General features: G+C 51.0%; 23 protein-coding genes. 13 read left to right on the top strand and 10 right to left on the bottom strand.

Features of this window, described 5'->3' with window-relative positions; translation table 11 throughout:
* Window positions 1-16: 16 nt before the first annotated feature.
* The 4 genes from clpX to bolA all read right to left on the bottom strand — a co-directional run bounded on the left by clpX (window position 17) and on the right by bolA (window position 4571).
* Window positions 17-1291 (bottom strand): ATP-dependent protease ATP-binding subunit ClpX, encoded by a 1275-nt coding sequence (clpX, locus tag KKH3_RS04260; protein WP_039356160.1) that lies wholly within the window; start codon window positions 1289-1291, stop codon window positions 17-19.
* A gap of 162 nt (window positions 1292-1453) precedes the next feature.
* Window positions 1454-2077: an ATP-dependent Clp endopeptidase proteolytic subunit ClpP gene (gene clpP / locus KKH3_RS04255; RefSeq protein ID WP_010282141.1), complete on the bottom strand. Its 624-nt coding sequence runs from the start codon at window positions 2075-2077 to the stop codon at window positions 1454-1456.
* Between the two features lie 558 nt (window positions 2078-2635).
* The gene (tig, locus tag KKH3_RS04250; protein WP_039356158.1) at window positions 2636-3940 is read right to left on the bottom strand and encodes a trigger factor; all 1305 of its coding nucleotides are present in this window, start codon (window positions 3938-3940) and stop codon (window positions 2636-2638) included.
* A 316-nt stretch (window positions 3941-4256) separates the two neighbouring features.
* On the bottom strand, window positions 4257-4571 hold the full coding sequence (gene bolA, locus KKH3_RS04245) for a transcriptional regulator BolA (RefSeq protein WP_039356156.1): 315 nt from the start codon (window positions 4569-4571) through the stop codon (window positions 4257-4259).
* Between the two features lie 324 nt (window positions 4572-4895).
* On the opposite strand from bolA, the gene KKH3_RS04240 reads away from it, so the two are divergent.
* From KKH3_RS04240 to KKH3_RS04205, 8 genes are all read left to right on the top strand, one after another.
* Complete coding sequence (locus KKH3_RS04240) at window positions 4896-5474, top strand: lipoprotein (RefSeq protein ID WP_039356154.1); 579 nt, start codon at window positions 4896-4898, stop codon at window positions 5472-5474.
* A 59-nt stretch (window positions 5475-5533) separates the two neighbouring features.
* Window positions 5534-7021, top strand: a complete 1488-nt coding sequence (gene ampG / locus KKH3_RS04235) for a muropeptide MFS transporter AmpG (protein ID WP_039356153.1) — start codon at window positions 5534-5536, stop codon at window positions 7019-7021.
* 423 nt (window positions 7022-7444) lie between these two features.
* A complete protein-coding gene (gene cyoA, locus KKH3_RS04230; protein ID WP_039356151.1) occupies window positions 7445-8407 on the top strand; it encodes a cytochrome o ubiquinol oxidase subunit II in 963 nt (320 codons plus the stop codon).
* A 4-nt stretch (window positions 8408-8411) separates the two neighbouring features.
* Window positions 8412-10403 carry a cytochrome o ubiquinol oxidase subunit I gene (gene cyoB / locus KKH3_RS04225; RefSeq protein ID WP_039356149.1) on the top strand — a complete coding sequence of 664 codons (1992 nt, stop codon included), beginning with the start codon at window positions 8412-8414 and terminating at the stop codon, window positions 10401-10403.
* Complete coding sequence (locus tag KKH3_RS04220) at window positions 10393-11007, top strand: cytochrome o ubiquinol oxidase subunit III (RefSeq protein WP_039356148.1); 615 nt, start codon at window positions 10393-10395, stop codon at window positions 11005-11007. Before cyoB ends, KKH3_RS04220 begins: the two co-directional genes overlap by 11 nt.
* Window positions 11007-11339 carry a cytochrome o ubiquinol oxidase subunit IV gene (locus KKH3_RS04215; protein WP_010282099.1) on the top strand — a complete coding sequence of 111 codons (333 nt, stop codon included), beginning with the start codon at window positions 11007-11009 and terminating at the stop codon, window positions 11337-11339. The genes KKH3_RS04220 and KKH3_RS04215 overlap by 1 nt, the downstream gene beginning before the upstream one ends.
* 14 nt (window positions 11340-11353) lie before the next feature.
* On the top strand, window positions 11354-12244 hold the full coding sequence (gene cyoE, locus KKH3_RS04210) for a heme o synthase (RefSeq protein ID WP_039356147.1): 891 nt from the start codon (window positions 11354-11356) through the stop codon (window positions 12242-12244).
* A gap of 178 nt (window positions 12245-12422) precedes the next feature.
* On the top strand, window positions 12423-13787 hold the full coding sequence (locus tag KKH3_RS04205; protein ID WP_039356145.1) for an MFS transporter: 1365 nt from the start codon (window positions 12423-12425) through the stop codon (window positions 13785-13787).
* 56 nt (window positions 13788-13843) lie between these two features.
* On the opposite strand, the gene KKH3_RS04200 is transcribed toward KKH3_RS04205, so the two are convergent.
* On the bottom strand, window positions 13844-14335 hold the full coding sequence (locus KKH3_RS04200; protein ID WP_039356142.1) for a YajQ family cyclic di-GMP-binding protein: 492 nt from the start codon (window positions 14333-14335) through the stop codon (window positions 13844-13846).
* Between the two features lie 188 nt (window positions 14336-14523).
* Here KKH3_RS04200 and panE point away from each other — a divergent pair, with 188 nt between their 5' ends.
* Both panE and yajL read left to right on the top strand, forming a co-directional pair.
* Window positions 14524-15432 (top strand): 2-dehydropantoate 2-reductase, encoded by a 909-nt coding sequence (panE, locus tag KKH3_RS04195; RefSeq protein ID WP_039356140.1) that lies wholly within the window; start codon window positions 14524-14526, stop codon window positions 15430-15432.
* Entirely contained in the window at window positions 15395-15985 is a 591-nt protein-coding gene (gene yajL / locus KKH3_RS04190) for a protein deglycase YajL (protein ID WP_039356137.1), read from the top strand. Before panE ends, yajL begins: the two co-directional genes overlap by 38 nt.
* 266 nt (window positions 15986-16251) lie before the next feature.
* Here yajL and thiI read toward each other — a convergent pair whose 3' ends face one another.
* The gene (gene thiI, locus KKH3_RS04185; RefSeq protein ID WP_039356134.1) at window positions 16252-17700 is read right to left on the bottom strand and encodes a tRNA uracil 4-sulfurtransferase ThiI; all 1449 of its coding nucleotides are present in this window, start codon (window positions 17698-17700) and stop codon (window positions 16252-16254) included.
* A gap of 252 nt (window positions 17701-17952) precedes the next feature.
* On the opposite strand from thiI, the gene xseB reads away from it, so the two are divergent.
* The 3 genes from xseB to dxs are packed head-to-tail and all read left to right on the top strand — an operon-like array spanning window position 17953 to window position 20993.
* On the top strand, window positions 17953-18201 hold the full coding sequence (xseB, locus tag KKH3_RS04180) for an exodeoxyribonuclease VII small subunit (RefSeq protein WP_005976008.1): 249 nt from the start codon (window positions 17953-17955) through the stop codon (window positions 18199-18201).
* The gene (gene ispA, locus KKH3_RS04175; RefSeq protein ID WP_039356131.1) at window positions 18198-19109 is read left to right on the top strand and encodes a (2E,6E)-farnesyl diphosphate synthase; all 912 of its coding nucleotides are present in this window, start codon (window positions 18198-18200) and stop codon (window positions 19107-19109) included. The genes xseB and ispA overlap by 4 nt, the downstream gene beginning before the upstream one ends.
* Before the next feature lie 18 nt (window positions 19110-19127).
* Window positions 19128-20993 (top strand): 1-deoxy-D-xylulose-5-phosphate synthase, encoded by a 1866-nt coding sequence (gene dxs, locus KKH3_RS04170; protein WP_039356128.1) that lies wholly within the window; start codon window positions 19128-19130, stop codon window positions 20991-20993.
* Window positions 20994-21061: 68 nt separating this feature from the next.
* Here the strand turns inward: dxs and pgpA are convergent, their stop codons facing one another.
* The 4 genes from pgpA to ribH all read right to left on the bottom strand — a co-directional run bounded on the left by pgpA (window position 21062) and on the right by ribH (window position 23542).
* Window positions 21062-21598, bottom strand: a complete 537-nt coding sequence (gene pgpA, locus KKH3_RS04165) for a phosphatidylglycerophosphatase A (RefSeq protein WP_039356125.1) — start codon at window positions 21596-21598, stop codon at window positions 21062-21064.
* Window positions 21573-22553, bottom strand: coding sequence for a thiamine-phosphate kinase (thiL, locus tag KKH3_RS04160; RefSeq protein WP_039356122.1), 981 nt, complete (start codon window positions 22551-22553; stop codon window positions 21573-21575). The genes pgpA and thiL overlap by 26 nt, the downstream gene beginning before the upstream one ends.
* 68 nt (window positions 22554-22621) lie before the next feature.
* On the bottom strand, window positions 22622-23041 hold the full coding sequence (gene nusB / locus KKH3_RS04155) for a transcription antitermination factor NusB (protein ID WP_010282066.1): 420 nt from the start codon (window positions 23039-23041) through the stop codon (window positions 22622-22624).
* Between the two features lie 24 nt (window positions 23042-23065).
* Complete coding sequence (gene ribH, locus KKH3_RS04150) at window positions 23066-23542, bottom strand: 6,7-dimethyl-8-ribityllumazine synthase (protein ID WP_012773708.1); 477 nt, start codon at window positions 23540-23542, stop codon at window positions 23066-23068.
* Window positions 23543-23606 lie beyond the last annotated feature (64 nt).

Genomic DNA, 23606 nt, shown 5'->3' with positions numbered 1-23606 from the left:
CAGCCAAATTGATTAATTATTCGCCGGAAGCCTGCTGTGTCTCAGGTTTGCCATAGATCAGCAATGGCTCGGACTGACCCGCAATAACGGATTCATCAATGACGACTTTATCAACGCTTTCCAGCGATGGCAGGTCGTACATAGTATCCAGCAGAGCAGCTTCAACGATAGAACGCAGGCCACGTGCACCGGTTTTACGCGCCATCGCTTTCTTGGCAATCGCCGTCAGCGCTTCATCGCGGAATTCCAGCTCAACACCTTCCAGATTGAACAGCGCCTGATACTGTTTGGTCAGTGCATTCTTCGGCTCACGCAGAATCTGAATCAATGCGTCTTCGCTCAATTCTCTCAGCGTCGCAACGACTGGCAGACGACCGATAAACTCAGGAATCAAACCGAATTTAATCAAGTCCCCCGGTTCCACATTGCTTAGCAGCTCGCCTTCTGTTGCTTTGTCAGCCGAGCCTTTAACCGTTGCGTTAAAACCGATGCCGCGTCCTGTATCAGTACGCTGCTCGATCACCTTGTCCAGACCCGCGAACGCGCCGCCGCAGATAAAGAGGATCTTGGAAGTATCAACCTGCAAGAACTCCTGCTGCGGATGCTTACGGCCACCCTGCGGTGGAACCGCTGCAATGGTGCCTTCAATCAGCTTCAGCAGCGCCTGCTGCACGCCTTCACCAGATACATCGCGGGTGATCGACGGGTTGTCTGACTTACGAGAAATCTTGTCGATTTCATCGATATAGACAATGCCGCGCTGCGCTTTCTGCACATCGTAATCGCACTTCTGCAACAGCTTCTGAATGATGTTTTCAACGTCTTCACCGACGTAACCCGCTTCAGTCAGCGTGGTCGCATCCGCCATGGTGAACGGAACATCCAGGAAGCGCGCCAGCGTTTCAGCCAGCAGCGTTTTACCGCTACCTGTCGGACCGATCAGCAGGATGTTACTTTTACCCAGTTCGATCCCGTTGCTGCTGTCACCATTACGCAAGCGTTTATAGTGGTTATACACCGCAACAGCCAACACCTTCTTGGCCTGTTCTTGACCAATGACGTAATCGTCAAGGTGGCGGCGAATTTCGTGTGGCGTCGGCAACGCACTGCGCTCACGGTGTGGCGCCACTTCTTTAATCTCTTCGCGAATAATGTCGTTACACAAGTCAACACATTCATCGCAGATATACACCGACGGCCCGGCAATCAGCTTACGCACTTCATGCTGGCTTTTGCCGCAAAAAGAGCAGTACAGTAACTTTCCTGAACCGTCTTTGCGCTTATCTGTCATGAGTTAAACCTCTTTTTCGTCTTTTGCCCGCAGGCTAACCACAGCGATACCGCTACAACGAACGCCGATACTTATAGCCAATACGCGTAAAATAACCCCGCACAACAGACTATCGGTCGAACACTGATTTTAGCTACACCAGACCGCTAATATGGCGAATTATTACCCACGGTTAGTGAATACGGAGTCTACCAAACCGTAGTCTACAGCCTCACTGGCAGAGAGGAAACGATCACGCTCGGTGTCTCTCTCTATCGCTTCGAGAGGCTGACCCGTATGTTTCGCCATCAGTTCATTCATCTTGGCTTTCACTTTCAGTATTTCTTTGGCATGGATTTCAATATCCGTTGCCTGCCCTTGGAAACCACCCAATGGCTGGTGAATCATGACGCGCGAGTTAGGCAGGCAAATACGTTTACCTTTGGCTCCCGCCGTCAACAGGAATGCGCCCATGGAACAGGCCTGTCCCATACAGATCGTGCTCACATCTGGCTTGATAAACTGCATGGTGTCGTAAATGGACATACCGGCAGTAATGACGCCACCTGGAGAGTTAATGTACAGATAAATGTCTTTTTCTGGGTTTTCGGCTTCCAGAAACAGCATCTGTGCCACAACCAGATTCGCCATGTGATCCTCTACCTGACCAGTCAGGAAGATTATCCGTTCTTTTAGCAGACGGGAATAGATATCGTAAGAACGTTCCCCACGCGAGGTCTGTTCAACCACCATCGGCACTAATGCCATATGAGGTGCTTGTCTTTCTTGTTCGCCACTGTATGACATTCACGTCTCCTAGATAAAATGCGTCCGGCACTCTTAGCGTTGTTCAATCATTGCGCTGTTCAATCATTGCGCTGTTCAATCATAGTATTACTCAATTCTACTAGAGATAGAGAGGGATGACTATGGAACCCTGCCCCGCCCTAGTTGAACAACTCATACGGCCGAGAATCCTTACCTGCTGTGCCCACTTTCCCTCTTCAGTGAGTGGGGGCACACGCATTGTATTTCAAGCTTACACTATCAATCGTTCTCTATTAAAGAGCCAATTATTTTATTCTTAACACGTTATCGGCACGGCAACACTGTGGTTTAACTCGTTGCCTGACCTAACAAATTCTCTACCTGATTTAATAGTAGTGCAATTTCAGGTGACCATTTCTCGTCGGCTCACTGACGGAAGTAGCAGTGAATCAACGCCAGAGTTAGGTGCTACCTAAACGATAAGTATCGATATCAAGATCGCGTAAGGCTATAAGCAAAAAGCCCGCGCCATAAGGCACGGGCTTTTGATAGGGAAGCATTCCCGCTACGCAATAAACAATGTTATATCAACAAAGTTTATGCCGTAGTCGTTTGATTCATCAGTTCGTTGAAGCTTACTGACTTCTCAACGACTTTCGCTTTAGCCAGCACGGTTTCTACCGCTTGCTCTTCCAGAGCAACGTTACGCATGTTGTTCAGCAATTCTTTGTTTTTGCTGTAGAACTCGATAACTTCCTGCGGATCTTCGTAAGCAGAAGCCATCTCTTCGATCAGCGCAGTAACGCGTGCTTCGTCAGCTTTCAGTTCATTGCTGCTGATCACTTCGCCCAGCAACAGACCGATAACAACACGACGTTTAGCTTGCTCTTCGAACAGCTCACGCGGTAATTCCTGCGCTTGCTTCTCGTTGCCGCCAAAACGCTGTGCAGCCTGACGACGCAGAACGTCGATTTCGCCATCGATCAGTGCAACTGGCACGTCGATTTCGTTTGCGTTGATCAGTCCGTCCAGAACCTGAGTTTTCACGCGGTTACGCACCGCGCCTTTCAGCTCACGTTCCATATTTTTACGAACTTCAGCACGCAGACCTTCCTGAGAACCATCAGCCACGCCGAAACGTTTGATGAATTCTTCAGTCAGTTCAGGCAGCTCACGCTCTTCAACTTTCTTCAGGACGATAGCGAACTGAGCCGCTTTTCCTTTCAGGTTTTCAGCGTGGTAATCTTCTGGGAAGTTCACATCAATAGTGAATTCTTCACCTGCTTTGTGTCCAACGATGCCATCTTCAAAGCCTGGGATCATGCGGTTCTGGCCCATTGCCAGAACGAAGTCGGATGCTTTTCCGCCTTCAAAGACTTCACCGTCGATAGAGCCGGTGAAATCGATTGTTGCGCGATCTTCCGCTGCCGCAGCGCGGTCAGTTTCTTTCCAGGTTGCCTGTTGCTTACGCAGCGTGTCCAGCATGGTATCAACGTCAGCATCAGTCACTTCAACAACCGGTTTTTCAACTTCGATCGCATCCAGACCTTTCAGTTCGATTTCCGGGTACACGTCAAACTCAACAGAGTAAGTGAAGTCGCCGCCTACAGCATATTCGCCAGGGATATAGTTAGGCGCGCCAACCGGATTAATTTTTTCTTTGATGATCGCGTCAACAAAGTTGCGCTGCATCAGGTCACCCAATACGTCCTGACGCACAGAGGCACCATAACGCTGAGCAACAACATTCATCGGCACTTTGCCTTTACGAAAACCGTCAATACGTACTTTTTTGGCCGCGTTGACCAGCTCGCTCTTCACCGCACTCTCAATGATGTCAGCAGCAACGGTAATCGTTACGCGACGTCCCAGACCTTGAGTGGTTTCAACTGAAACTTGCATCTTGTTACCTCAAAAAATCACAGTGATCGGTCAACCCCAAAACTATTCTCGCGACGAAAACTTTCACGACAGCAAGGCTGATTCAGAGCTGGCACCAAAGCGCACAAGTTCAACTCAACCTCGCAGAACCGGGAAATTGCCAACCCCGTCCCTGTAGTCAGAAGCGTCCCGAATACATTCAGGAAAAAATAGACGCAGCATTATAGCGATATAGAGGGGATGAGTCGAGAACGGCGGGCAGACTATTACAATAACGGATTCACACTTTTGTCAGTACCCCGCCCTGAATATGTCAGGAACGGGCCATATTAATGACTTACGAAAGAATGCCCGCACCACCGCAAGGCGGTGAAGAAGGGACGGCATTTTGCAAACTGATCCACTCTTTTGTTGTATACGTATGTAGCGCTAATGCATGCACCGACCCCGCCAGCTCCGCTGCCAGTACGGCATAGACGGCACGATGACGCCCAATCACACGTTCTCCCATGAATTTATCGCTGACCAACACAACTTTAAAATGGCTTTCTGCTCCCGCAGGCACGTTGTGACGATAGCTCTCATCAGTCACGTCTAAATGAGCGGGTTCAAAACCTACACGCAGCTTTTCTTCTATCGTTTCACGCATCATACGGCTACCCTTTCGGCTTGGGGAAAATTTGATATCAACGCGACATTGCTGTCATTCACCGATGCCCGAATCATTATAACCTTAGCGTTTTTCAACCTGTTATGCGCAAAAGCGGCTTAACAAAGAGGAAAAGGGGTCGCGAAGGGTGGATATATCATCGCCGGTCTTGATGTGATAAAAACGGTTTTTCCGGGTCAACGGCATGAAAAAGATGAATTTCAGGACAATTTACCTGCTATCGGCTCTTTTTCCTGCCTGTGGCGATGATATGATATCAACAATATTTGTCAGCTCACCACACTAATCATTACTGAGAAAATACGAATGTTAAAAAAATTATTTTTCCCTCTTCTGGCCGTCATCCTGCTCGCAGGATGTGCAGCAAAAAGCAACACACTGAACATCTCCCCAAAAATTAGCGTACCTTCCCAGGATCCGACCCTGATGGGCGTAACGATTAGCATCAATGGTGCAGACCAGCGTGCCGATCAAGCGCTGGCGAAAGTGAATCGCGATGGTCAACTGATTACGCTGACGCCTTCTCGCGATCTGCGTTTCTTGTTGCAAGAAGCCCTGGAGAAACAAATGACCGCGCGTGGTTACATGATCGGAACCGGCGGCCCGGTAGCCTTGCAGATCGTGGTTAATCACCTGTACGCTGATGTCTCCGAAGGAAACCTGCGTTACAACATCACGACCAAAGCGGATATCTCCATCATTTCTCAGGCAGCAAATGGCAACAAACAGGTGAAAAACTACCGCTCAACGTATAACGTTCAGGGCGCGTTTACTGCCAATAATGAAAACATTACTAATGCCGTTAACACGGTGTTAGGCGATGTCATTAACGACATGGCGCAAGACACGACAGTCAGTAGCTTTATCAAAGAAAACGCCCGTTAATTTCTGTACGCCGCTTCCCTTGCTCCTGAATGCTCGCGGAGCAAGGGAAAGGACTCTTCATGTTTAGTCGCATCATTGCTTTGTTCAGCCAACGTAATTCGCTTTTTATGCTGTTACTTGGCTTCGCTTCCGGTTTACCACTGGCCTTGACATCCGGCACGTTGCAAGCCTGGATGACCGTCGAGAACGTCGATCTGAAAACCATTGGTTTCTTCTCTTTGGTGGGGCAAGCCTACGTATTCAAGTTTCTGTGGTCCCCCCTGATGGATCGCTATACCCCGCCGTTCCTTGGCCGACGTCGTGGCTGGCTGATTCTCAGTCAGCTTCTGCTGATTGCGGCCATTATTGGTATGGGATTGATGAATCCGGCACGCGATCTCTGGTGGCTGGCCGCACTGGCGGTTTTGGTCGCGTTCTGCTCTGCGTCTCAGGATATTGTTTTTGATGCCTATAAGACGGATTTACTTCCTCCAGAAGAACGCGGAACAGGTGCAGCGACCTCGGTATTGGGTTACCGTCTGGCGATGCTGGTTTCTGGTGGGCTGGCGCTGTGGATGGCCGATCGCTATTTCGGCTGGCAGGCCACCTATTGGTTAATGGCAGGGTTAATGCTGATCGGTGTGTTCGCGACCCTGTTAGCACCGGAACCCGTGAATAGCCAGCCAGCGCCGCGCAGTATGGAGCAGGCAATTGTAGCCCCTCTACGCGACTTCTTCGCACGTAACAATGCCTGGCTCATTCTTCTGCTTATCGTGTTGTACAAGCTTGGTGACGCTTTTGCGATCAGTTTGACGACAACCTTCCTGATACGTGGCGTTGGTTTTAATGCGGGCGATGTCGGGCTGGTAAATAAAACACTCGGGCTATTCGCTACCATCGTGGGAGCCATTTACGGCGGATTATTGATGCAGCGACTCTCATTGTTCAGAGCGCTGATGCTGTTTGGTGTTCTTCAGGCCGTGTCCAACGCGGGATACTGGCTGCTGGCTATCACGGATAAAAGTCTGTTCACCATGGCCAGCGCGGTTTTTCTGGAAAATCTCTGCGGAGGCATGGGAACGGCTGCGTTTGTCGCGCTATTGATGACGCTATGTAATAAATCATTCTCAGCCACACAGTTTGCTCTGCTTTCCGCCCTTGCCGCCGTCGGACGGGTTTACGTTGGCCCTATCGCTGGCTGGTTTGTCGAATCCTACGGCTGGGCATGGTTCTATCTGTTTTCGATTTTTGCCGCATTACCAGGTCTGGCCATCCTGCTGATCTGCCGTGAGACGTTGGAATTTACCCAGAAAACCGATACGTTTCAGTTACGGACAAACTTCCAAAACTATTACAAGAAGGCCCTGCATGTGTTGGGACTAGGTGTGATTTTGCTAACGCTGTGGCTCATGCTGCTAATCAGTAATGCGCTGGAATGGTCCTCACTGCCTCAACTAGCAGAATACCTGCTCGCCGCAGGCGGCACGTTCTCCTTGTTGGGCATTTTCTTCGGCAGTTTGTTGGATTATCTGTCACTCAGACGGGCGTCAAAACCGTCAGTACACTAGCGAATATTCGTTCAGGCAGCGTCCATCTGTTGCCTGAACCTATTACACCGTTCCTTTATTTAATTATTTTTCTCATAATATCTTGCTAGAAGGAATTTTATTTCCTTGTAAAATTCTCCAGAACTAATTTCATTTGTTACCAAAAACGCAGGCTGAGCAAAAATTTCACCAAACTAAAAATAGAAAATAAGCGTTACGGTGAGTTGTAATTTCTTATTATCCTTCCATACTCTTATCTGGATAGCCTCATAATTTGCTGTTTTTCAATATCATTTTTATTTTGGCTATCTTTGTGACATTAAGGGCAAAAAGCAGCAACAAACGGCTGACATAACCTTAATCATGTTTACAGTGCAGTAACCTTCCCGTAAAATGCCCGCTCGCGTAAAATGACAATAGAGCCCTTGTTATTGAGGTCGCTAGATGAGACTCAAGAAATACAATACAATTTTTGGGATGCTGTCTTTATTTGCAGCCACTGCTCTACTGAGCGGTTGCGATATGGCGCTGATGAACCCCAAAGGAGAGATCGGGTTAGAGCAAAGATCGTTAATACTGACTGCCATCGGGCTGATGTTGATCGTTGTGATTCCCGTTATCGTTATGACGATAGCTTTTGCCTGGAAGTTCCGTGCTTCCAATGAAAAGGCAAAATACACCCCGAACTGGTCACACTCCAATAAGATAGAAGCTGTAGTTTGGACTGTACCAATTATCATTATCGTCATTCTTGGCACGATTACCTGGAAGACGACCCACTCGCTTGATCCCTATAAGCCACTGGTGTCAGACGTCAAACCTATCAATGTCGAAGTTGTTTCGCTTGACTGGAAATGGCTGTTTGTTTACCCGGATCTGGGTATCGCGACGGTTAACGAACTGGCTTTCCCTGCCAACGTGCCTGTTGCGTTCAAGATTACCTCCGACTCCGTGATGAACTCCTTCTTCATTCCTCGTCTTGGTGGACAAATCTATGCCATGGCCGGAATGCAGACGAAGCTCCACTTGATCGCTAACGAACCGGGCAAATATGACGGTATCTCTGGCGGCTATAGTGGTAAAGGCTTCTCTGGTATGAAGTTCACCGCAATCGCCACGCCAACTCAACAAGAGTTCGACCAGTGGGTTGCGAACGTTCGTGCGTCCTCCAAGACACTGAATACTATGGATGAATTCAACACTCTTGCTAAACCAAGTGAATTCCATCCTGTTGAATACTTCTCCAGTGTCCAGCCGGATTTGTTTAATAATATTATTCGCAAATTCACAGGCAACGACATGAACATGCAACATCATGGTGAAGGCATGAAGCACGACGAAAACATGCAACACAGTGAGGGTATGAACATGGGCGAGCATAGCTCGCACAAAGGAGCCGAGGGATAATACGATGTTCGGAAAACTTACACTCGATGCGGTTCCGTACCACGAACCCATTATTATGGTCACCGTGGCGGCGATCATCGTTGGCGGCCTTGCGCTGCTGGCGGCAATAACCTATTTCGGTAAGTGGAAATGGCTGTGGGCTGAATGGTTCACCTCTGTCGACCACAAGAAAATCGGTATCATGTACATCATCGTCGGTCTGGTGATGATGATACGTGGTTTTGCCGATGCTATCATGATGCGCGGCCAGCAGGTGCTGGCTTCTGCCGGGCAAGAAGGCTTCCTAAACGCTCACCACTACGATCAGATTTTCACCGCGCACGGTGTCATCATGATCTTCTTCGTGGCGACACCGTTTGTCGTTGGCCTGATGAACCTTGCGGTTCCCTTGCAGATCGGTGCGCGTGACGTTGCTTTCCCCTTCCTGAACTCCCTCAGCTTCTGGCTGTTTGTCGTCGGTGTTATCTTGATCAACCTCTCTCTTGGGGTCGGTGAGTTTGCACAGACGGGTTGGGTTGCATATCCACCGCTTTCAGGGAAGGAGTACAGTCCCGGCGTCGGGGTCGATTACTGGATATGGAGTCTACAGATATCCGGTGTCGGTACCACGCTGACTGGTGTTAACTTCTTCGCGACAATTCTGAAGATGCGTGCGCCAGGCATGACGCTGATGAAAATGCCAGTATTTACCTGGACGGCACTGTGTACCAACGTGCTGATCATCGCCGCATTCCCGATATTGACCGTTACCATCGCGCTGCTGACGCTTGACCGTTACCTCGGCACCCATTTCTTTACCAATGATATGGGTGGCAACATGATGATGTACATCAACCTGATTTGGGCATGGGGTCATCCTGAGGTTTACATTCTGGTGCTGCCGATATTCGGTGTTTACTCCGAAGTGGTTGCGACCTTCTGTAAAAAACGTCTGTTTGGCTACACGTCATTGGTATGGGCAACCATTGCGATTACGGTTCTGTCGTTCATCGTTTGGCTGCACCACTTCTTTACCATGGGGTCCGGCGCGAACGTCAACGCCTTCTTTGGTATAGCCACCATGATTATTTCAATCCCGACCGGGGTTAAAATCTTCAACTGGCTGTTCACCATGTATCAAGGTCGTATTCAGTCTCACTCCACGATGCTGTGGACGACGGGCTTCATCATCACCTTTACCATTGGTGGGATGACTGGGGTACTGCTGGCCGTACCGGGCGCGAACTTCGTCCTACACAACAGTCTGTTCCTGATTGCTCACTTCCATAACGTGATCATCGGCGGCGTGGTGTTTGGTTGCTTCGCAGGTATTACCTACTGGTTCCCGAAAGCCTTTGGTTTCACCCTGAATGAAACTTGGGGTAAACGCGCGTTCTGGTTCTGGATTATCGGCTTCTTCGTTGCCTTTATGCCGCTGTATATTCTCGGCTTCATGGGCATGACGCGTCGTCTGAGTCAGCAAATCAACCCTGAATTCCACGCCTTACTGGTCGTGGCTTCCATCGGTGCCGTGCTGATCGGCCTCGGAGTACTGTGTCAGCTTATCCAGTTCTACGTCAGTATCCGCGACCGTCATCTGAACCGCGATCTGACGGGTGACCCGTGGGGTGGACGCACGCTGGAGTGGGCAACCTCTTCTCCTGCACCGTTCTATAACTTTGCTATCGTGCCACACGTCAACGAGCGTGATGCGTTCTGGGAAGCAAAAGAGAAAGGTGAAGCTTACAAGCGCCCTGCCAGCTATGAAGAAATTCACATGCCGAAAAACACCGGCGCCGGTGTGATTATCTCCGCATTCAGCCTGGTATTCGGTTTTGCCATGATCTGGCATATCTGGTGGCTTGCCATCGTAGGCTTCGCTGGCATGATTGTGACCTGGATTGTGCATAGCTTTAATCAAGACGTGGATTACTACGTACCGGTTAAAGAAATTGAGCAAATTGAGAATCAGAATTTTGATCAACTCAGTAAGGCAGGCGTGAAACATGTCAACTGAAACTCTGACTAACCACAATACTGCCCATGCCGAGCATGGGCACCACGACACAGGCGCTACCAAGGTATTCGGCTTCTGGGTCTACCTGATGAGCGACCTGATTATTTTCGGGTCACTCTTCGCAACCTATGCGGTACTGGTTAACGGTACTGCGGGTGGCCCAAGCGGGAAAGAGCTTTTCCAACTGCCCTTCGTATTAGTGGAAACGTTCGCCCTGCTGTTTAGTAGTATTACCTACGGCATGGCGATGATCGCCATGAACAAGGGCAACAAATCCCAGGTTAATGCCTGGCTGGGCGTGACTTTCCTGTTCGGCCTGGTATTTATCGGGATGGAAATCTATGAATTCCATCACCTGATCGTGGAAGGCTATGGCCCGGATCGCAGTGCGTTCCTGTCTGCCTTCTTTGCTCTGGTCGGTACCCATGGGATTCACGTAACGGGCGGTCTGATTTGGTTGGTCATCATGATGATTCAGGTCTCTAAACGTGGCCTGACTGCAACCAACAAAACACGTCTGATGTGCCTGAGCCTGTTCTGGCACTTCCTCGACGTGGTATGGATCTGTGTCTTCACCGTTGTTTATCTGCTGGGGGCGATGTAATGAGTCATTCAACAACCGATCATTCAGGTGCCAGCCACGGTAGCGTTAAGTCATACGTGATAGGTTTTGTTCTGTCTGTAATTTTGACAGTCATTCCTTTCAGTATGGTCATGAGCGGTACTGCCTCGCATAGCGCCATCCTTTTCACGGTGGTGGGATGTGCAGTGGTTCAGATTCTGGTACATCTGGTGTACTTCCTGCACCTGAATACGTCCTCAGAAGAGCGCTGGAACGTGGTGGCTCTTGTGTTTGCCGTCCTGATTATCGCTATTGTCGTCGTGGGCTCCATCTGGATTATGATGAGCGCACACCACAATATGATGATCCAGTAACAGAGCCGTAAAAGATGATTAAGCAATACCTGCAAGTTACTAAACCAGGAATTATTTTCGGAAATCTGATTTCCGTTATCGGTGGATTTCTCCTTGCGGCTCAAGGCCGCATTGATTATCCCCTGTTTTTCGCCACCCTCGTGGGTGTGTCGTTAGTCGTTGCATCTGGCTGCGTGTTTAACAACGTCATTGACCGCGACATCGACAAGAAAATGGAGAGAACCAAAAATCGGGTTCTGGTAAAGGGACTGATTTCACTGAAGGTAACGCTGGTTTACGCATCGCTGTTAGGTATTGCGGGCTTTGCTCTGCTATACATCGCGGCTAACCCGCTGGCCATGTGGCTGGCGGTGATGGGCTTTATCGTGTATGTCGGTGTGTATAGCCTGTACATGAAGCGGCATTCTGTTTATGGCACGTTGATTGGCAGCCTGTCTGGCGCGGCACCACCGGTTATCGGTTACTGCGCCGTCAGCAACCAGTTCGACGCTGGCGCGTTGATCCTGCTGCTGATCTTTAGCCTGTGGCAGATGCCGCATTCATACGCGATTGCGATTTTCCGCTTTAAGGATTATCAGGCTGCCAATATCCCGGTACTGCCAGTTGTGAAAGGCATCTCCGTTGCGAAACACCACATCACGCTGTACATCGTGGCGTTTGCGGTTGCAACGCTGATGCTGTCTCTCGGCGGCTATGCTGGTTACAAATATCTGGTCGTTGCCGCAGCAGTTAGCGTCTGGTGGTTGGGTATGGCGCTGTCCGGCTATAAAAATGCGATTGATGACCGCGTGTGGGCAAGAAAACTGTTTGTTTTCTCCATTGTCGCGATTACGTCACTGAGCGTCATGATGTCTGTGGATTCAATGGCACCAGCGCATGAAATCATGTTGACCTACCTGCGTTAATCGCCAACAGCGTTAAATGCATTAAGAAAGAGATTTACTAAGCAAAACAGGTGGCTCGTCCACCTGTTTCTTCTCCTGCCCTCCCCTGCATCCCCCAGCCAAATCACGTAACAAACCTATCGTTTACTGTTTGGTCAATAACGCACTAAAATAGCGCCAATTGTTTTCCGAGGTACGAATGAACGATAATAAAATGACCCCTGGCGAATTACGCGCCACATGGGGCTTGGGGGCCGTTTTTTCACTACGCATGCTTGGCATGTTCATGGTGTTGCCTGTCCTGACCACTTACGGCATGGCCTTACAGGGTGCCAGTGAAGCGCTGATCGGTATTGCAATTGGTATTTATGGCCTGATGCAGGCTATTTTCCAGATTCCCTTTGGCCTTGCCTCTGACCGCATCGGCAGAAAACCCCTTATCGTCGGGGGGCTGTTGATTTTTGCTCTCGGTAGCGTCATCGCCGCACTGAGCGATTCTATCTGGGGTATCATCCTTGGCCGGGCGTTGCAGGGCGCTGGTGCAATCTCCGCCGCCGTTATGGCGTTGCTTTCCGACCTGACGCGTGAACAGAACCGCACTAAAGCGATGGCATTTATCGGCGTGAGCTTCGGCGTCACCTTTGCTATCGCGATGGTCGTGGGGCCGATCATTACCCATGCCTTCGGCTTACAAGCGCTCTTCTGGGGCATCACCCTGCTGTCACTCGCAGGTATTGTCATTACCCTGACACTGATTCCTTCCGCACCTGAGCACATTCTGAATCGAGAATCAGCGATGGTGCGTGGCAGTTTCCGCAAAGTGCTCGGCAATAGCCGCCTGCTGAAACTGAATATCGGTATTATGTGTCTGCATATTTTATTGATGTCGAGCTTCGTCGCTCTACCGCGCGTAATGGAATCTGTGGGGCTAGCGCCGCAGGACCATTGGAAAGTCTATCTGACCACCATGCTGATCTCTTTTGCCGGCGTCGTGCCTTTCATCATTTATGCCGAAGTCAAAAGACGAATGAGGCAGGTCTTCATCGGCTGTATCGTGGTGTTGATCGCCGCAGAAGTTGTCTTGTGGGCGGCGGGTAACCATCTTTGGCAGATTATCATCGGCATACAGCTGTTCTTTCTGGCCTTCAACGTCATGGAAGCACTGCTGCCATCGCTGATTAGCAAGGAATCACCTGCGGGATATAAAGGCACCGCGATGGGCGTTTACTCCACCACGCAGTTTATTGGTGTGGCAATTGGCGGGAGCCTCGGCGGCGGACTGTTTGAGCTTTATGGTGCTTCTGCCGTGTTTATAGCTGGCGCAACCATTTCGACCATCTGGCTACTGGTCAGCTTCACCATGCAAGAACCGCCTTATCTCAGCAGCCTGAGAATTACACTGCCTGATTTAGCACTACGCGATAGTGAATTGGAACAGAAAATACGTACCCAACCCGGCGTTGCCGACGTTGTGGTCGTGTTGGATGAGCAGAGTGCCTATGTGAAGATTGATAATAAGAAAACCAATCGGCAGCAGTTAGAGCAGTTGGTCGGACAGAACTAAATAGTAAGGCCAGCTTTCGCTGGCCTTACTATTAATAGGCGGATGACTCAAAAGCATTAATCGCGGAAGTTGGTAAACTGGAACGGTTGCCCCAGATTTCCACCACGAATCAGCGCCATCACACCCTGCAAATCATCACGTGATTTACCGGTGACGCGAACCTGTTCACCCTGAATCTGCGCCTGCACTTTCAGCTTGCTGTCTTTGATCAGCTTGACGATTTGCTTCGCCTGCGTAGTCTCAATGCCCTGCTTCAGCTTCGCTTCCACGCTGTACGTTTTACCGCTATGCTCGAACGCTTCCGGGACGTCTAACGCACCGCCTTCAATCCCGCGTTTCAGCAACTTTTCGCGCAGAATATCAACCAGCTGTTGTACCTGAAAATCTGACTCGCTGGCCACTTTGATACTCTGTGATTTCTCATTCAGTTCAAAGCTAGCCGGAACATTACGAAAATCCCAACGGGTGCTCAAATCGCGCGTCGCATTTTCCACCGCGTTACGGACTTCCTGCATATCAATTTCCGAAACAATATCGAAAGATGGCATAATTCGCTCTCCTGACAAATTTGGCTGGCGAGCATAATAACCGCTCTTCTGCGATAAGCAAGATGCCAGACACGATCCCGGTTTTTACGCGGCATCAGGTAAACAGGCCGAATAACACAAGATCACGATGTGAATGATAGCCTATGATGGCAGAACGACAGCGCCCGCATCAAATAAGGAAGACGCACATGAAAATCACCGTTCTTGGCTGTGGCGCGCTGGGCCAACTTTGGCTCGCCGCGTTACATCAGCAAGGGCATGATGTCCAGGGATGGCTGCGCATTCCGCAACCGTATTGTCCGGTTAATGTCACCCTGCTGGACGGTCAGCACTGTAATCTCAACCTGACGGCGAACGATCCCGATCATCTTGCCCAAAGCGAACTTCTGCTGGTGACGCTAAAAGCCTGGCAGGTTTCCGATGCCGTCACCATGCTGTTGCCACAGCTCAACCCACATTGCACGATTCTGCTTTTACACAACGGGATGGGCACGCGAGAAGAATTGCCGTCGCTTCAGCAACCACTCGTACTCGGTATCACCACTCACGCCGCCCGACGCGACGCAAATAACGTCGTACACGTTGCGGCAGGCACAACGCATATCGGCACATTTAACGGTGACAGTAGCCAAAGCTATTTAGCTGAAGTGTTGCATCAGGCCTTGCCTGATGTCGCCTGGCACACCAACATTAGCGCCACCTGCTGGCTGAAATTGGCGGCTAACTGCGTCATCAATCCGCTTACGGTGAAATATCACTGCACTAATGGCGAGCTTTCTGCGTACCCGGAACTGATTGCGTCGCTTTGTCAGGAAGTGACCAGCGTCATGGAACGGGAAGGCTTCCATACATCGCGAGATAGCCTGCTGCTCTATGTGAATCAAATTATTCAGAACACCGCGGCAAACACCTCATCAATGTTGCAGGACATCATCGCTCAGCGACATACCGAAATTGACTACATTACCGGGTATTTACTGCACCGTGCGCGTCTCCACGGTCTGACGCTCCCCGAAAATGCCCGTCTGTTTGACTACATTAAGCAAAAGGAAAATGATTATGACCGCATCGGCACTGGTGTGTCTGGCACCTGGTAGTGAAGAAACTGAAGCCGTCACGACCATCGATTTGCTTGTCCGGGCGGGTATTCAGGTCACGCTTGCCAGCGTAGCCAGCGATGGCAATCTGGAAATCGTCTGCTCACGTGGGGTAAGGCTGCTGGCGGATGCTCCACTGGCTACCGTTGCCGATCGGCCTTTCGATGTGCTGGTGTTACCGGGTGGCCTGCAAGGTGCGGAGTGCTTCCGTGATAGCCCAATACTGGTGGAATGCATTCGACAAGCGCATCTGGAAGGGAAAATTGTCGCCGCGATGTGTGCAACGCCTGCACTGGTGCTGGAATATCACCAGCTGTTCCCCGTAGGAAACATGACGGGCTATCCTGCGTTTAAGGATAAGATTGCGCCAGAAAAATGGATGGAAAAGCGTGTCGTTTACGATCCGCGCGTAAATCTATTAACGACACAAGGGCCAGGCACCAGCATGGATTTCGCGCTGAAGATCATCGATTTGCTGCTAGGGAAAGAAAAAGCCGCCGAGGTTGCTGAGCAGCTCATCCTGCCGCCGGGCATTCATAATTACCGCGATTAATTCTGTCGTTGATAAATCTATTTGGGGAACGAAAACGGTGATAATGGAATAGAAGAGTAAAGCGTCCGCGCCAAGGACAAAAACGTCAGGAACGTTTTTGAACGTCGCTTGCGACGGCCCTGAAAGGGGGAATCTCATGGATGAGATTCATATCTGCGCGGCTCGAGCTTACAGGGAGGTACTTGCAGCGTCTTTACGATCTATCCATTACCACCGCTCGGCGCACTTTGTCAGCAAGTCTAAGGCGCTTGCGCGCCTTATTCCTATTACGGACGGTATACCTTCACATTGGTAAAACCTTGCTCACGCAGATACAGTGCCTGCAAGCGGCTCATCACACCACGCTCGCAGTAAAGCAGATAGGTTTTACTCTGATCCAAATCGCCGAACTGCGTACCCAGCTTGTAGAACGGTAAGGATTTGATTTCGACCTGCTCCAGCTCAAGCGGCTTATCGTCCTGTTCATCCGGCGCGCGGATATCCAGCAGCACGTCCGTTGGCGCAAACGACGCGACTGTCTCTACTTCAACCACCTCTTGCTTGGTCTGTTCGGCGATCTCACGGATATCAATATTACGGGCTTCACTCACCACGCGATCCAGAATGGCAAAATCAAAGTGGCTTTCTTCAGCCTCGATCTTCGCTTTTACCGCCTTCACCGTCGGGCTTTTAGAGATCACACCACAGTATTCTGGCATCGTTTTGGCAAAATCTTCCGTCCCCAATTCACGAGCCTGTTTGATAATGTGTTCTTTATCGTGAGAAATCAGCGGGCGCAAAATCAGGGTATCAGAGGCGTTATCGATCAAACGCAGGTTGGTCAGCGTCTGGCTGGACACCTGCCCTAACGCTTCACCCGTTACCAACGCCTGAACACCGTAACGCTCAGCCATTTTTGAGGCCGCACGCACCATCATGCGCTTCAGCACAACGCCCATTTGACCGTCGTCGACCTTCTCGAGAATTTCACCCACGACGGGATCGAAGTCGATAGCAATAAAACGCACCCGATGCGAGCTACCAAAGCGGTTCCACAGATAGTGTGCGACCTGTTTCACCCCAATTTCATGTGCTGCGCCACCCAGGTTGAAGAAGCAGTAATGCACACGACATCCACGACGCATTAACATATAGCTGGAGACGCCGGAGTCAAAACCTCCAGAAATCAATGACAACACATCTTCCTGCGTACCGATTGGGAAGCCGCCGATACCTTCATAGCGCCCTTTAATCAATAGCAGACGGTCCTGCTCGATTTCCAGATGCACGGTGACCTGCGGGGCAGTGAGATTGACCCGTGCCGTTTCAATGTGTTGATTCAAGCCACCACCGACGTAACGTTCGACATCCTGTGAGCTGAATTCATGCTTACCGCGGCGTTTCACTCGCACGCAAAACGTCTTGCCTTCCAACCGCTCACGGTACAGCGCCAGCGCTTGTTCAAAGATATTGTGCACATCGGTGTAGGCGTGATCTTCAACTTCCAGAATATGGTGAATGCCCGGAATTCTCGTCAGCGCATCACGAATCGCCTCACGCTGGCTTTCGTCTTTGGCTCGAACTTCGATATGATCCCAGTGACGGACAACCGCCAGCGCTTCATCATAGTGTTTTAATACGTTGCGAATGTTTCCGGTTAGAATCTTGATAAAGCGTAACCGCACAGATTGGCTCTTGATGGTGATTTCCGGGAACAATTTAATGATAAACTTCATGGTGGCTGTCGTTACTTGGTCAGAAAGGCGTAAATAAATTTACCCTGAGCACTAAAATCACGTTATCGGTAAAATCAGCCAAAATAGAGATGATTTTACCAATAGCATCCAGGGCGCGGAGTATATCATTATATGAAGATATACTGTGCGCTTTAACCGTATAATTGTTGCGCATCCACGGATGACCACACGCAACACCACGCTCTGCCGCCACAAGCCAACGGCGTATAACACCAGGATTCTGAAACCACTATGCCTAAGAAGACCGAGCAGCCAGTCAGCTTTGAAAGCTCGCTGAACGAACTGGAAAAAATCGTTACCCGCCTCGAATCAGGCGAACTGCCACTGGACGATGCGCTAAATGAGTTTGAGCATGGCATCCAGCTCGCTCGTCAGGGTCAGCAAAAACTGCAACAGGCGGAACAGCGCGTTCAAATCCTGCTGAGCGACGATCCCGATGCGCCGCTGTCACCGTTTACGCCGGATAACGACTCGCTATGACCGATTTCAGCACGCAACTGAATGCGCATTACCAACGCACGAACCGTATGTTGGGGCATTTCATCGCCAGCCTCCCCTTTCAGAGTAGTCCACTGGTCAATGCGATGGAGTATGGCTCACTCTTAGGAGGCAAACGCCTGCGCCCGTTTCTGGTTTATACTACGGGTGAACTGTTTGGCATGTCGTTAGAGAGTCTGGATGCGCCTGCTGCGGCAGTCGAATGTATCCATGCTTATTCATTGATTCATGACGATCTACCAGCAATGGATGACGACGATTTGCGACGCGGACAGCCAACCTGCCACATCAAGTTTGGTGAAGCTACTGCCATTCTTGCGGGTGATGCATTGCAAACGCTGGCATTCTCCATTCTGGCCGACGCGCCAATGCCGCAGGTCTCTGACCGCGATCGAGTGGCGATGATCTCAGAATTGGCTCACGCCAGTGGTGTAGCAGGCATGTGCGGTGGTCAGGCTTTCGATCTGGAAGCGGAAGGCCATCAGGTCGATCTGGCCGCGTTAGAGCGGATTCACCGCCACAAAACCGGTGCATTAATTCGCGCCGCTGTCCGACTCGGCGCACTGGCAGCCGGTGAAACAGGCCGCGCCGCTTTACCCCATCTGGATCGCTACGCTAACGCGATTGGGCTCGCTTTTCAGGTTCAGGACGATATTCTCGATGTTGTTGGCGACAGCGCGACAACAGGCAAACGTCAGGGTGCAGACCAGCAGCTAGGTAAAAGCACCTATCCCAGCTTACTGGGGTTAGATAACGCACGAAAAAAAGCACAGGAGCTCTATCAGGAATCACTGGCATCGCTGGACGATCTTGTCGCATCCAGCCCGATTCCCCTGAATATTGCCCCATTACAAGCGCTGGCGAATTTCATCGTTGAACGCGATAAGTAATTACCTAATGAGTCTCTAATGAGTTTTGATACCGCGAAGTACCCTACATTGGCGTTAGTGGAAACACCGGATGAACTTCGGTTGCTACCGAAAGAGAGCCTGCCAAAGCTGTGCGATGAGCTGCGCCAATATCTGCTGGACAGCGTCAGCCGTTCAAGCGGCCATTTTGCTTCAGGGTTAGGGACGGTTGAATTAACGGTTGCACTGCATTACGTCTATGACACCCCTTTCGATCATCTGGTGTGGGATGTCGGTCATCAGGCTTACCCGCACAAGATCCTCACAGGCCGCCGCGATCGTATTTCAACGATCCGTCAAAAAGGCGGTTTGCACCCCTTTCCGTGGCGCGATGAAAGCGACTATGACGTATTAAGCGTCGGCCATTCATCCACCTCAATCAGTGCCGGGCTGGGCATGGCCGTTGCGGCCGAGCGTGAAGGCAAAGGCCGTCGTACCGTTTGTGTGATCGGCGACGGCGCGATTACCGCAGGCATGGCCTTTGAGGCGATGAACCACGCAGGCGACATCAAATCCGATCTGCTGGTGGTACTGAACGACAATGAAATGTCGATTTCAGAAAACGTCGGCGCACTGAACAACCATCTGGCACAGCTGCTATCCGGCAAGCTCTACGCTAGCCTGCGCGAAGGCGGTAAAAAGGTCTTATCCGGCCTGCCGCCCATCAAAGAGCTGGTGAAGCGCACCGAAGAGCACCTTAAAGGCATGGTCGTGCCGGGTACGCTATTTGAGGAACTGGGTTTTAACTATATCGGCCCGGTTGACGGTCATGACGTTCAGGCGCTGGCACATACGCTGAAGAACATGCGTAATCTGAAAGGCCCACAGCTCCTGCACATCATGACGAAGAAAGGAAAAGGTTACGCCCCTGCTGAGCAGGATCCGATCAGTTGGCACGCCGTGCCGAAATTCGATCCTGCCAGCGGCACGCTACCGAAAAGCAAAGAAGGTGCGCAACCAACCTATTCCAAAATCTTCGGTCAATGGTTACAGGAAACGGCCGCCAAAGACAGCAAGCTCATGGCAATCACGCCTGCCATGCGCGAAGGCTCTGGCATGGTGCAATTCTCCCGCGACTACCCACAGCAATATTTTGACGTAGCGATTGCCGAACAGCATGCCGTCACGTTTGCTGCCGGTCTGGCTGTCGGCGGTTATCATCCGGTTGTCGCCATTTACTCGACTTTCCTGCAACGTGCTTACGATCAGGTCATCCACGATGTGGCGATCCAGAATCTGCCCGTTCTGTTTGCTATCGATCGCGGCGGTATTGTTGGTGCGGATGGACAAACGCATCAGGGGGCGTTCGATCTCTCTTTCTTACGCTGTATCCCGAACATGATCATCATGACGCCTAGCGATGAAAATGAGTGTCGCCAGATGCTGCACACGGGCTATCACTACCAGAAAGGCCCGACAGCGGTGCGCTATCCACGGGGAAATGGTACCGGTACGGCACTGACGCCGCTCTCAGAGCTGCCAATCGGTAAAGGTGTGGTGCGTCGTCAGGGCGAAACGATCGCGATTCTGAACTTCGGTACGCTATTGCAGGAAGCTCAGGCTGCGGCAGAGAAGTTAAACGCCACCCTCGTCGACATGCGCTTTGTGAAACCGCTGGATGAAGCGTTACTTGAAGAGCTGGCGCAGTCCCACAGCACGTTTGTGACGCTGGAAGAGAATGCGGTCATGGGCGGCGCAGGGAGCGGCGTGAATGAATTCCTGATGGCGAAACGCCTTGCCGTCTCGGTGCTGAACATTGGGCTACCGGACGTCTTTATCCCACAAGGCTCGCAGGAAGAAATCCGAGCCGATCTGGGTTTGGATGCCACAGGCATCGAGCGCAGAATCACGCAGTGGATGAAATAAGCAACTCACGATAACCGGGGCACATCGCCCCGGTTCAATAATGTGAGTGATTCAATAACACAGTAACGTCAGAATGCCGGCCAGTGATAGCCGATAAAATAGATAATCCCCGCAGAGATCACCCCCGCGACGATATCATCGATCATAATGCCCATGCCGCCGTGCACGTTGCGATCGAACCAGCGAATCGGCCAGGGTTTCCAAATATCCAGACAGCGGAAGACGACAAACCCTGCCGCCACCCATTGCCACTTATCCACCGGAATCGCCATCAGGGTAATCCACATACCGACAAACTCGTCCCAGACGATGCTGCCGTGATCGTGAACGCCCATGTCTTTCGCTGTCTGATGACACAGGTAAACACCGATACAAATGCTCAGCATGACCAGCAGCGAATACAATTCAAGCGGCAGGTAGGACATGAGATACCACAGGGGAATCGCGGCCAATGACCCTACCGTACCCGGCATCCAGGGAGACAGACCGCTGCCAAACCCTGTCGCCAGCAGGTGCCACGGGTTACTTAGCCGTAAGCGGCGTTTTGCCACTTCAGCGCCTTTCGTCTTATTCGCGGAATCAGTTTTGCTCGCTAAAATGGTCATACCCCTTCCAGTTCAGCTCGGTCGCTTTATTATCCCTGAAAAAGCGTAGCCCTTCAGAGGAAGGTCCGATTTGCCCGATACAGGTGTAGTCAGCGCCGAGATGCCCCAAGGCCAGTTCCAGCGCACCACGGTTAATTTCCGGCACGGTAAAGCACAGTTCATAGTCTTCGCCGCCAGATAGCGCCCAACGCAGCGCCTGCTCTTCACCGACGCAACCCCGCAGCCAATCAGATTGGGGGATCGCGTCCAGATTAATACGCGCGCCGCACTCGCTGGCTTTAAGTATATGCTGTAGATCGGAAATGAGGCCGTCAGAAAGATCGATAGCCGAATTGGCCAGATCGCGCAACGCCTGCCCTTGCAGGATTCTCGGCTGAGGACGGAGGTGACGTTGGATCAATCTCTGACGCGTCTCTTCATCATCAACGTGCAGTGTATTCTGGAGGATAGCCAGACCCGCCGCGCTGTCGCCTAATGAACCGGTAACATAAATCCAGTCACCAATTCTGGCCCCGCGCCGCGTCAATGCCCGACCTGCTGGTACCAGACCGTGAATAGTCAGCGTCAGGCTCAGTGGGCCGCGCGTCGTATCGCCCCCCACCAACTGCATGCCATAATAATCAAGCAACTCAAACAAGCTGTCGCTGTATGCGGATAGCCACTGACTATTGCTTTTAGGTAGGGTAATGGCCAGAGAAAGCCAGGCAGGATCGGCGCCCATCGCAGCCAGATCGCTTAAATTGACCGCCAGAGATTTGTACCCCAGATCGGCGGGATCGATATCAGGTAGGAAATGAACGCCAGACACCAGCGTGTCGGTACTCACCGCTAGCATCTGCTTATCTGCCACCGTCAGTAACGCACAGTCATCACCGATGCCTAATTCAACATCGCGACGTGAACTTCGGACCCGATTAAAATAGCGGGCAATAAGGTCAAACTCACCTTCAACCATAACCTTTCCAGCCAGCCTATCATTCAAAAGCGATCAGGGCCGGATATCCGGCCCTGATTCGATTCATTTTACTTCTTGCCTTTCCGTACACTCGGAGCAGCTTTGTCCAGCACGCCATTCACAAACTTATGGCTATCTTCAGCACCGAAGATTTTAGCCAGTTCGATGGCCTCGTTAATCGCCACCTTGTAAGGAACGTCTTCGCGCTTGCTCAGCTCAAACATCGCCAAACGCAGAATCGCTTTTTCAACCTGTCCCAATTCCTCAATTTGACGAGACAGGAAAGGTGCCATCAGTTGATCAAGCTTCTCAGCCTGAGTGGCAACACCCGCCAGCAATTCACGGAAATAGGTAATGTCGACATCTTTGACATCCTGCTCGCTCAGGAATTGGTGTTCAACATCGGCAATATCATTTTTAGATAACTGCCAGGAGTAAAGCGCTTGAACCGCACATTCACGAGCGCGGCGACGAGCAGCAGGTTTCACGGAATTCCCCTTACTTAATCAGGCTTACTTAATCGCTTTCAATACATTAATCATTTCTAGCGCGGTCAAAGCGGCTTCTGCACCTTTGTTCCCCGCTTTCGTGCCAGCACGCTCAATCGCCTGTTCAATGCTTTCCGTCGTCAGAACGCCGAAAGCGACAGGGATTTCACTGTCCATCGCAACGGAGGACAGGCCTGAGCTACACTCGCCAGCAACAAATTCAAAATGCGCTGTTCCACCACGGATAACCGTTCCCAGAGCAATCACGGCATCATATCCGCCATTTTTCGCGCTTTTGGTCAGTGCACGAACCGTTAATGGCAGTTCGTATGCACCCGGCACCCAGACAACGGTGATGTTTTCGTCTTTAACCTGACCGATGCGTTTCAATGCATCAATCGCACCTTCCAGCAGGCTGTCATTAATAAAATGGTTAAAACGCGCAATCGCAATCGCCACACGGGCATCAGGAGTAGCAACAACACCTTCGATAACGTTCATAGCTTTCCTTGTATCTGGTCTTTATGGCCCGCAGGGGGGCGGATTCTATCATAATTTTTGTTGG

Origin of the sequence: Pectobacterium actinidiae (assembly GCF_000803315.1) — a bacterium.
Taxonomy (GTDB): Bacteria; Pseudomonadota; Gammaproteobacteria; order Enterobacterales; family Enterobacteriaceae; genus Pectobacterium; species Pectobacterium actinidiae.
The sequence above is the reverse complement of the archived record's forward strand: the minus strand, read 5'-3'. Positions and strand labels throughout refer to the sequence as shown.

Excerpts from the sequence above, each read along its gene's own strand:
- clpX (WP_039356160.1), bottom strand. The coding sequence starts at position 1,291 with ATGACAGATAAGCGCAAAGACGGTTCAGGAAAGTTACTGTACTGCTCT.
- clpP (WP_010282141.1), bottom strand. The coding sequence starts at position 2,077 with ATGTCATACAGTGGCGAACAAGAAAGACAAGCACCTCATATGGCATTA.
- tig (WP_039356158.1), bottom strand. The coding sequence starts at position 3,940 with ATGCAAGTTTCAGTTGAAACCACTCAAGGTCTGGGACGTCGCGTAACG.
- bolA (WP_039356156.1), bottom strand. The coding sequence starts at position 4,571 with ATGATGCGTGAAACGATAGAAGAAAAGCTGCGTGTAGGTTTTGAACCC.
- KKH3_RS04240 (WP_039356154.1), top strand. The coding sequence starts at position 4,896 with ATGTTAAAAAAATTATTTTTCCCTCTTCTGGCCGTCATCCTGCTCGCA.
- ampG (WP_039356153.1), top strand. The coding sequence starts at position 5,534 with ATGTTTAGTCGCATCATTGCTTTGTTCAGCCAACGTAATTCGCTTTTT.
- cyoA (WP_039356151.1), top strand. The coding sequence starts at position 7,445 with ATGAGACTCAAGAAATACAATACAATTTTTGGGATGCTGTCTTTATTT.
- cyoB (WP_039356149.1), top strand. The coding sequence starts at position 8,412 with ATGTTCGGAAAACTTACACTCGATGCGGTTCCGTACCACGAACCCATT.
- KKH3_RS04220 (WP_039356148.1), top strand. The coding sequence starts at position 10,393 with ATGTCAACTGAAACTCTGACTAACCACAATACTGCCCATGCCGAGCAT.
- KKH3_RS04215 (WP_010282099.1), top strand. The coding sequence starts at position 11,007 with ATGAGTCATTCAACAACCGATCATTCAGGTGCCAGCCACGGTAGCGTT.
- cyoE (WP_039356147.1), top strand. The coding sequence starts at position 11,354 with ATGATTAAGCAATACCTGCAAGTTACTAAACCAGGAATTATTTTCGGA.
- KKH3_RS04205 (WP_039356145.1), top strand. The coding sequence starts at position 12,423 with ATGAACGATAATAAAATGACCCCTGGCGAATTACGCGCCACATGGGGC.
- KKH3_RS04200 (WP_039356142.1), bottom strand. The coding sequence starts at position 14,335 with ATGCCATCTTTCGATATTGTTTCGGAAATTGATATGCAGGAAGTCCGT.
- panE (WP_039356140.1), top strand. The coding sequence starts at position 14,524 with ATGAAAATCACCGTTCTTGGCTGTGGCGCGCTGGGCCAACTTTGGCTC.
- yajL (WP_039356137.1), top strand. The coding sequence starts at position 15,395 with ATGACCGCATCGGCACTGGTGTGTCTGGCACCTGGTAGTGAAGAAACT.
- thiI (WP_039356134.1), bottom strand. The coding sequence starts at position 17,700 with ATGAAGTTTATCATTAAATTGTTCCCGGAAATCACCATCAAGAGCCAA.
- xseB (WP_005976008.1), top strand. The coding sequence starts at position 17,953 with ATGCCTAAGAAGACCGAGCAGCCAGTCAGCTTTGAAAGCTCGCTGAAC.
- ispA (WP_039356131.1), top strand. The coding sequence starts at position 18,198 with ATGACCGATTTCAGCACGCAACTGAATGCGCATTACCAACGCACGAAC.
- dxs (WP_039356128.1), top strand. The coding sequence starts at position 19,128 with ATGAGTTTTGATACCGCGAAGTACCCTACATTGGCGTTAGTGGAAACA.
- pgpA (WP_039356125.1), bottom strand. The coding sequence starts at position 21,598 with ATGACCATTTTAGCGAGCAAAACTGATTCCGCGAATAAGACGAAAGGC.
- thiL (WP_039356122.1), bottom strand. The coding sequence starts at position 22,553 with ATGGTTGAAGGTGAGTTTGACCTTATTGCCCGCTATTTTAATCGGGTC.
- ribH (WP_012773708.1), bottom strand. The coding sequence starts at position 23,542 with ATGAACGTTATCGAAGGTGTTGTTGCTACTCCTGATGCCCGTGTGGCG.